This window comes from Endozoicomonas sp. SESOKO2, assembly GCF_024606245.1.
Taxonomy (GTDB): Bacteria; Pseudomonadota; Gammaproteobacteria; order Pseudomonadales; family Endozoicomonadaceae; genus Endozoicomonas_A.
The window spans coordinates 1-7,599 of the sequence record NZ_JAHHPQ010000290.1 but is presented as its reverse complement, the minus strand read 5'-3'; the positions used below and the strand labels follow the sequence as shown (position 1 = coordinate 7,599).

Below are 7,599 nucleotides of genomic sequence, written 5' to 3'. Positions count from 1 at the left end.
CGAAGACTCCACAGACGAAGACTCCACAGACGAAGACTCCACAGACGAAGACTCCTCAGACGAAGACTCTACAGACAATGACTCTTCAGATGAGGAATCCCATGGCTCAATGAATGCAGTGGCCACCTTCAAAACTTATCTTAACGAGCAGCGACTAACCTGTGACTTTACAGTGATCGGTAGGGATGGTCAGCCACGTCTATGCGGGATTATCTCCAAGAGTGCCAAAGCCCTGTCGGTTCACAAAAGCAGATATCACACCGGGCAAAGAATCTGTGACGAGACAGTAATCGGGGGAGATGGCCAGCAGCGACCATGCGGGGAGGTCTGCAAAAATGCTAAAAGTCTTTCAGATCACAGAAGCAAATATCACACCGGTCAAAAAACCTGTGACTTGACAGTGATCGGGGAAGACGGCCAATCACGTCCATGCGAAAAAGTCTTTAAAAATGCCAGAAGCCTTTCAAATCACAAAAGAAAAGACCACAGCATGCAACAAGCCTGTCACTTGACAGTAATCGGGGACGACGGCCAATCACGTCCATGCACGACAGTTTGCAAGAATGCTTTATCTCTATCAGCTCACAGAGCCAGATATCACAGCGGACAGAGAGCCTGCGTCGAAACAGTGGTCTCAGAGGATGGCCGGCTGCGAGTTTGCGGGAAGATCTGCAAGAATGCTCAAGCTCTGTCGGATCACAAAAGAGGAAGCCACTCAGGACAAAAAACCTGTGCTGTCACAGTGGTCGGAGAGGATGGCCAGCAGCGACCCTGCGGGATGGTGTGCAAGAATGCCAAAGTCCTGACAGATCACAAAAGGATAGACCACACGGGGCAAAAAACCTGCGATGTAACACTAGTCGGAGGAGATGGCCAGAAGCGACCATGCGGGATGGTCTATAAGAATGCTAAAGCCCTATCGGATCACAAAAGTAAAGGCCACACCGGGCAAAAAACCTGTGACGTGACTTTGGTCGGTGAGGATGGCAATTCGCGGCCATGCGAGACGGTCTGTAAAAATGCCAGAGCCCTGTCGGCTCACAAAAGAAGAAAACATACCCGGCAACAAACCTGTAACATGACCGTGGTCGGAGAGGATGGTCAGCTGCAGCCATGCGGGACGGTCTTCAAGAATTCCAGAGTCCTGTCAGATCACAAAAGATTACATCGCAAACGTAAGCCTTAGATGGATAGAATTTTTAAACACTCACTCTTTGTAGCACTGCTGTTGTTGCTAATGTCGCTGCCTGTCATCTGCCAGGCCAAACCGTTGACAGGACGATTTATTGTCGAGCCTGAAAAGAGAGCAGTTTTTCCAAACCAGAGCTTTTTTAAGAAGCTTGGCCTGCATACCTTGCCGTATAACCCGTCAGACGTTGCCGACACATACGACCATGCAGGATCATATTCACCGCCTGATGACAAACAACACAACCCGGATAGTTATCGAGAAAGAACGACCCTTATTGAGTGGATTTCGTGGCAATGGCTCTTCGCCTCTCGCCTGCTCGTGGGTTACGAACGGATCCTGATCCCCCAAGACGGCTCTTTGAGCCCCGCCCCTTATTCATGGCTACCCAGGGAAGTAGTTGCAGTTGTTGCTGTCGCCTGGCTTTTAAAAAGCTATTGGAACCACAATCCCCCCCTGTTTAAACCGATTGAAGAACAAAAGACTACATCTATGCTGACACAGTGGGATTATCCATTTGTTACCTTCACAATGATGTTGGACTCCGGACATAACCAACAACCAAACTCGTCATCAGAATCATCGGGGCAAAATACCCCACGTGCAACAACTCACCCTGCAAGTTCTTTCACTAGCCTCCTGCGTTCTGGCTCTGCCGGCGGTAACGGAGGCCCCCAAACACACACACATAATTTAGGTTTAAATTGTTTCGTTTTTCCCTGTAATGGCGTTTGTAGTTTCAGATCATCAACCGACAGCAGAGAACCCACTGAATGGTCACTGAATTCCTCAGAAAGCTCATGCCACCATTTGGCGCATGGACTCTGCCTTGGTTGCACTGCTAATTTGAATCCTTCAGACACTGAAGGCCCTCAACAAAGTCCACCTTTCGATATGTTGGATTATCTCTTTGACATTGAAATTCAATGCGTTTCTGACCAACCATTACAACGACAGTCGCATGGCATTGTTGGCAACACAGTCACTAACAGCAACTCTATAGACGGGATCTTCTCAGACAAGACTTCCTCAGATTCAGTGAGTACAGGGGCAACCTGTAAAACCGGCACTACCGGGCAACTAAGCTGTGACGTGATCATTGTCGGAGAGGATAACCGGACGCGTCGATGCGGAAAAATGTGCAAGAGTACCAAAGCCCTCTCGGCTCACAGAAGCAGATATCATACCGGGCAAAAAATCTGTAACGAGATAGTAACCAGAGAAGATAGCCAACCGCATTACTGCGGGACGCTTTGTAAAAATGCTAAAGTCCTGTCGGATCACAGAAGAAGAAGCCACGCCGTACAACGGATCTGTGACGAGACTGTGATTGGGGAGGATGGCCAGCAGATACCTTGCAGAATGGTCTGCAAGAGTGCCGAAAGCCTGTCAGATCACAAAAGAAAAGACCACAGCGCGCAAAAAGCCTGTGACTTGATAGTGATCGGGGAAGATGGCAAACCACGTCCATGCGAAACAGTCTGCAAGAATGCTTTATCCCTGTCGACTCATAGAAGCAGATACCACACCGGGCAAAAAATCTGTGACGTAACGGTGGTCTCAGAGGATGGCCAGCTGCGAGCATGCGGGAAGATCTGCAAGAATAATCAAGCCCTGTCAGATCACAAAAGAAGAGACCACAGCACGCAAAAAACCTGTGGCTTGACAGTGATCGGGGAGGATGGCAAACCACTTCCATGCGGAAGAGTCTGTAAGAATGATTTATCTCTATCGTCTCACAAAAGCAAATACCACACCGGGCAAAAGACCTGTAACTTACCAGTAGTCTCGGAAGATGGCCAACTGCGAGCATGCAGGAAGATCTGCAAGAATGCCCAAGCCCTGTCGGATCACAAAAGAAGAGACCACTCAGGGCAACAAACCTGCGATGTAACAGTGGTCGGGGTGGATGGCCAGCCGCGACCATGCGGGACGGTCTGTAAGACTGCCGTTGCCCTGTCGAATCACAAAAGAAAAAGCCACACCAAGCAACCAACTTGCGCACTGGAAGTAGTCGGGGGGGATAGCCAGCCGCCGCCATGCGAGAAGGTTTACAAGAATGATCAAGCTTTGGAAAACCACAAAAGAAGACATAGAAAGCGCAAGTATGCCTATGTGAACCAGTGATGATGGCCTCTGTAGAGGGACAATTTCGTAACGAATCTTGATATAAAAGGAAGAGTGAGTACTCGCCATATCATCAAGCTCCATGCCACTGCGGGAGAAGAAGCGCTTGAGACGTTTACGCCCGGAGTCGATCTCGGTACCGCGCCCCATAGTTCGGGCAATACGGGACAGGTTGACTGACCCCAAGAGGATGATGGCTTTAGTCCTCAATAGGGTAAAGTCAATAGTTTGCGTTCCAGCCTTTTCATGGACGCTGCCCAGCGTGCAACCATCGGTTTTTAAAAGAAGTTTTTAAAAGAAGTTTTTAAAAGAAAAACACTCTTATTTTCTTAATCTATCCTTCCTCTCTGTAAACATGAACGCAAGTATAGAACGATTAAACACTCTCTCTTTATAGCACTGCTGATATTGCTGCTACTAACGTGTTACTTCGTCTGCCAGGCTCACCCATTAACAAGCCGATTTGTTGTCGAGCTTGACCAGAAAACAGGTTCTCCAAACCAAAGCTTTTCTATAAAGCCTGACCAACATAAATTGCCCTGTAACCCGCCAGATGTTGTCGACACAGACGGCTATTCAAAATCAGCCTCGCTGCCTGAAAATAAGCGACATAAACTTTACAGTTACGGGGTAAAAACAACCATTATCGTATCGATTTCATGGCAGTTGCTTTTCGCCACCCACCTGCTGGTGGGTCACAAACTAATCTTGACTGCCAAAGATACCCCTCTATGCCCCTCCTCCTATTCGTGGCTACTTGTAGAAATGGTTGTCATAGTCGGCTGGCTCTTAAAAAACTATTGGCCCCCGGATTCACCGCTCTTTAATCTGATTGAAGAACAAGTGACAACACCTATTCTGACAAAGTGGGATCATGCGGCCATCACCATCATGTTAAACTCTGCAGCTAACCAACAGTCGCAACAGCCATCAGAATCATCGGGGCTTCAGGCCCCAAAGACAACCCCCTCCCTTATAAGCTCTTTCACTGGCCAACTGTATTCTGACTCTGGCGACGGTAACGAAGGCCCTCAACAACAGTCACATACTTTGGGTTTAAATTGTTTCGTCTTTCCATGCAACGGGGTTTGTAGTTTCAGACCGTCACCCGACAGCATAGAGCTCGCTGAATGGTCACTGAATTCCTTAGAAAGCTCATGCCCCCATCTCGCGTATGGACAATGTCTTCGTTGCATTGCTAATTTCGACCCTTCAGACACTGAAGATTCTCAACAAATGCCTTTCGATATGTTGGATTATCTCTTTGGTATGGAACGCCAGTCTGCTTTTGGCGAATTATTTGAGTCACAGTCGCATGGCATTGATGACAACCCGGCCAATCGCCGCAACGCTGTATGCGGAACGGCCTCAGACGGGGTCGCCTCAGACGGGGTTGCCTCAGACTCAATGAGTACAGAGACAACCTGTTCAACTGCACCTACCGGGCAACTAATCTGCGACACAACAGTGATCGGCAAGAATGGCCAGCCGCAACGATCCGGAACCGTCTGCGAGAATGCCACAGTCCTGGCGTTTCACAAAATGCCTGCCCACGGCAGGCAAAAAACCTGTGACATGATAGTGATCGGAAAGGATGGTCAACCTCGGCCATGCGGAGCAGTCTTCATAAGTACCAGAACCCTGTCGGTTCACAAAAGAAACATTCACTCAGGGCAAAAAGTCTGTGATGTAACAGTGGTCGGGGATGATGGCAAGCCGCGGCCATGCGGTAAGGTCTTTAAGGGCTCACAGGCCATATCGGATCACAAAAGAAGAAGCCACACCGGGCCACAAGCCTGTGACATGATTGTGGTCGGGGAGGATCACCAGCGGCGGCCATGCGGGATGATCTGCAAGAATATTCGAGCCCTGTCGGATCACAAAAGAAGACATCGAAAACGCAAGCTTTTGGATGAGAGGCGAAAGGATAACCCGAATCCTTAACGTAAAGTGAATAGATATAGATGCAACCTTTTGAAGGGACTTTGCCCGGATGCCCCTATTTGTGTTTTGACAGAAAAACATACTTATTTTCTTGGTCTATCCTTCCTTTCTGTCAACCATAAAACAAGGAAAGAATTATTAAACACTCACTCTTTGCGATACTGATAATGTTGCTGCTATCTTCGCTGTCTGTCGCTTGTCGGGCTCAAACGTTGACTGAACGTTATGTTGTCGAGTTTGAAAAGAATGGTGTTTCTCCAAACCAGAGATTTTTTAGAAAGCGTGAACGACATATACTGTCGGACAACCCGTCAGACATTATCGACACAAACGGCTATACAGGATCCGTTTCGGTTTCTGATACCAAACGACAGAAACCTTACGGTTACACATTAAAAACGACTATTATTAAATCAATTTCGTGGCAATGGCTTTACGCCACTCAACTATTGGTTGGTTTCGAACTGACCCTGACCATCAGAGACAGCCACCTGAATTCCGGCCCTTATTCATGGATACCTGCAGAAGTTGTGGTCGCTGTCGGCTGGCTTCTAAAAAGCTATTGGAGCTTCTATTTTCCGCTTTTAAACCCGATCGAACAACAAGAGGCATCTATAACGACACAAGGGAAGCAACTGTTTGCGGCGATCACTATGGTGTTGGGCTCTGGGCATAACCAAACACCATACCAGTCATCAAAATCTTCGGAGCAGCAAGCCCAACAAGCCCCTTCCCACCTCACAGGCTCTTTCATTAGTCTCCTGGATTCTGACGCTGGCGATGGTGACAGAGGCTCTCAACAACACAAACATACTTTGGGTTTAAATTGTTTCGTCCACCCCTGTAATGGTGTTTGCAATTTACGACAATCGTCTAATAGAAAAAGAGACACTGTGTCTCTCTTCGAGCAGTCCGATACACTGATAGCGACTTCAGGAACAAAGACAGAAATAGAAACCACCCAACCGGGAGCAATACCCATACAAAGCTCATGCACCGATTTAAAGAATGAAAACTGCCTAAGCTGCATAAGCCATTTTGAGCCTGACAAAGCTACACATTCCCCAGACATTTCACTTTTCGAACCATCGAATGAACTGCAATTCTCATTCAGGTCAGACCCGCTATTTGAACCAAAGTCGTGCACCATTAATGACGACCCAGGCAAGGGCGGCATATATAGAGACGGGGTCGCCTTAGACGGGGTCGCCTTAGACGGGGTCGGCTCAAACCCATTAAGTACAGAGGCCGCCAACATAACTGACACTGTCTGGCCACTTAATGAGGATGAGCCAATGTCTGGGAATTGGTCTTCCATCGCTAATGATTTTGCGGATATTAGTGGGTCACTCGATTCGCGCTGTCTTCTCGAAAAAGCCGCTTTTATCCTCTCACTTAACCATTCAGAAACACAACACACAACCACTCAATCATCTCTATCGAGTCAGAGCCAACCATCGCTTTCCCTGACAGCCGCAATGCAGGTCTCAAACAACAGTGGGCAACTAACCTGTGACTATACAGTGGTCGGAGAGCATGGCCAGCCACAACTTTGCGAAAAGGTCTGCAAGAGTGCCAAAGCCCTGTCGGATGACAAAAGCAGAGTCCACACCACACCAAAAACCTGTGACTTAAAAGTGCCCGGGGAGAATGGCCAGCCGCGGCCATGCGGGATGGTCTTCAAGAATGCTCAACTTCTTTCAAATCACAAAAGAAAAGATCACACCGGGCCAAGAATCTGTGATGTGATAGTGATCGGAAAGGATGGTCACCCGCAGCGATGCGGGGCGGTCTGTAAGAATGTTTCAGCTCTGTCGTCTCACAAAAGCGGACGCCATACAGGGCAACGAACCTGTAACATGATCGTGGTCGGTGAGGATGGCATAGCGCAGCCATGCGGGAGGATTTACAAGAATGCTCAGCTTCTGTCGGCTCACAAGGGCGGATACCACACTGGGAAAAAAACCTGCAACCTGACAGTGGTCGGTGAAGATGACCAACAACGACCATGCGGGACGGTCTGCAAGAATGCTCAATCTCTGTCATCTCATAAAACACAAATCCACACCGGACCAAAAATCTGTGACGTGACCATAGTCGGGGAGAATGGCCATCAGAGGTCATGTGGGAAGTTCTGCGAGAATCTCAGAGTCCTGGTGAATCACAAAAGAACACATCGAAAACGCAAGCCTGACGATGTCGACCAGAATCGTGCACTTCGATTTCTAAAGAATAAAAAGAACAAGTAAAACCCGCCCTGTCATGAGGCTTTGTCTGGTAATTCCTCTAGCAGCCTGTCGGACTTAAGGCTGTCCTACTGCGGTTGCAATAAATTGGTC

General features: G+C 48.3%; 5 protein-coding genes. All 5 read left to right on the top strand.

All coding sequences use genetic code 11. The features are described 5' to 3' along the window. Window positions 1-1,186 (top strand): DNA polymerase V family protein (locus KDK17_RS06710; RefSeq protein ID WP_257287665.1); only part of this gene is annotated, 1,186 nt, incomplete at its 5' end. Next, complete coding sequence (locus KDK17_RS06705; protein ID WP_257275508.1) at window positions 1,187-3,316, top strand: hypothetical protein; 2,130 nt, start codon at window positions 1,187-1,189, stop codon at window positions 3,314-3,316. Window positions 3,317-3,370: 54 nt separating this feature from the next. Continuing rightward, a complete protein-coding gene (locus tag KDK17_RS06700) occupies window positions 3,371-3,496 on the top strand; it encodes a hypothetical protein (RefSeq protein WP_257281461.1) in 126 nt (41 codons plus the stop codon). Between the two features lie 228 nt (window positions 3,497-3,724). Beyond that, the gene (locus KDK17_RS06695) at window positions 3,725-5,260 is read left to right on the top strand and encodes a hypothetical protein (RefSeq protein ID WP_257287664.1); all 1,536 of its coding nucleotides are present in this window, start codon (window positions 3,725-3,727) and stop codon (window positions 5,258-5,260) included. A gap of 167 nt (window positions 5,261-5,427) precedes the next feature. Continuing rightward, a complete protein-coding gene (locus KDK17_RS06690) occupies window positions 5,428-7,509 on the top strand; it encodes a hypothetical protein (protein WP_257287663.1) in 2,082 nt (693 codons plus the stop codon). Window positions 7,510-7,599: the final 90 nt, after the last annotated feature.

Coding starts and splice junctions, on each gene's coding strand:
- KDK17_RS06705 (WP_257275508.1), top strand. CDS start 1,187: ATGGATAGAATTTTTAAACACTCACTCTTTGTAGCACTGCTGTTGTTG.
- KDK17_RS06690 (WP_257287663.1), top strand. CDS start 5,428: ATGTTGCTGCTATCTTCGCTGTCTGTCGCTTGTCGGGCTCAAACGTTG.